The organism is Aedoeadaptatus nemausensis (assembly GCF_903819165.1).
In the GTDB taxonomy this organism is placed as follows: Bacteria; Bacillota; Clostridia; order Tissierellales; family Peptoniphilaceae; genus Aedoeadaptatus; species Aedoeadaptatus nemausensis.
In genome coordinates this window covers 1-1,592 of the sequence record NZ_CAIJCS010000062.1, presented here as the reverse complement: position 1 = coordinate 1,592, position 1,592 = coordinate 1, and the positions used below count along the sequence as shown (strand labels likewise).

General features: G+C 31.5%; 2 protein-coding genes. Both read right to left on the bottom strand.

Translation table 11 applies throughout. The features are described from left to right. Positions 1-40 precede the first annotated feature (40 nt). Positions 41-442: a phage holin family protein gene (locus tag PEPTYR26121_RS08885; RefSeq protein WP_034439180.1), complete on the bottom strand. Its 402-nt coding sequence runs from the start codon at positions 440-442 to the stop codon at positions 41-43. Position 443: 1 nt separating this feature from the next. Continuing rightward, the coding region (locus PEPTYR26121_RS08880; protein ID WP_180501069.1) for a hypothetical protein at positions 444-1,592 on the bottom strand (1,149 nt) is incomplete at its 5' end.

Below are 1,592 nucleotides of genomic sequence, written 5' to 3'. Positions count from 1 at the left end.
GTGAGAGAATTGTTGCTTGTACTAATGGGCTATTACTCATTTATTTTTCCTCCTTGAATTGTTCTAATACTCTTTTTAATTTTTCTGGTACTGGCAAACCTAAAGCTACAGAGTTTTCTAAGATAGAAAGCCCCTCATTTGCTATATAAAAAAAGATGATGGCTGTTCTTATCATGGTTCCATCACCTTTAATTAAATTTACATCACATAGGTTTGCTATTCCTACAACTATAAAAATCATAATCTTTTTAGCTATTCCTTTAAATCCTATGGATGAGGATAGCTTTCTTTCTACGCCCGCTCTTAAAACACCCGTCAAATAGTCGGCTATTACAAAAGCAAGTAGTGTGTAAATAAAAGCATCTACACTTCCAAGATAAAATCCCAACCATCCTCCGATCGCTGTAAAACATACTTTTAGTATTTCAAAGAATTTGTTCATTTTATTCCTCCTCAGTTAATGTATAAGTTATTTTCATTGTCTTATCTGCTGTTTTTAATATTGGACTTGATAGGTTATTAATTGTTCCAAGATACGGAGTGTGCAAATATAAATTCTTATAGAGATTTCCTCTAAAAGCCCCATATCCAACCCTAAACGGCCCTAATTCAATTGATGGAGTCATCATGTCATAAAAAGTTGCATTGCTCGTTTGAATTATATTATCGTCTCTATCAATCACAAATTTATATCCAAGTATATAGTCACCCCATTCATAAATTCCTAAACTTGTACTTTCTCCAGATGTGTATTTCATTTCAAAATCAACGGCTATTTCTGAAACATCAACTGGATTATTAGCATTAATTTTATAGATTTTATTACAGTCAGTATCAGGGACATATAGATATCCATTCTTTAGCAAGCTATAACCATTTTTATAGGCACTATTAGAACTTGATGGGTATGATCCAATTCTATAGAGTCTAATATTATTTAATTTCCAATGATCTATCGTATAGCTACAATCATCCTTTTTTATCTTTATCCTGTTTAAGTCAGTATAATTGTTTTCAAGATTTCTTATGAAGCCATAGTAATAGCCATCTTTACCATCAAAAAAACCTGATTCATACCAGTCATACGTTCCGATATTTTTATAAAAATCTTCTATAGAGATTGTCGTCTTTTCTATATTTTGAGGAGCATTTTTAAAGATTGGATCATTTAATCCAATACTGGTTAATGGTTCTTGCATTTTTAATATTTCTAATGTTTTGTTTTCCAATGGCCAAACAGAAGTAATTGTATTATGGAGAGCATCAGCTTCTACCATACCTACGTAAACTTTCAAAATTTCATTATCTATGGATGTATAGGTGTAATTTAACCTTAAGCAAGACTGCCTACCATAAGCATCTCCATAAAAATATCTCCCCCCTTTATAATGAGTTAGTGCAAGAGCAGATATTCTTCCATTTGCTTGTGATGTTGAAAAATCCCAAACAAATTTATATCCGTTTTCTATAGGAGTAGATTCAGTTAAATTGGCAGAGCCTCTTTTTGGTGCATCTGTTGAATTAACATCATTCGATGCATATCCAATTATCTTATTATTTGCAGGTGCTATATATTTATTTGAATCTTCATC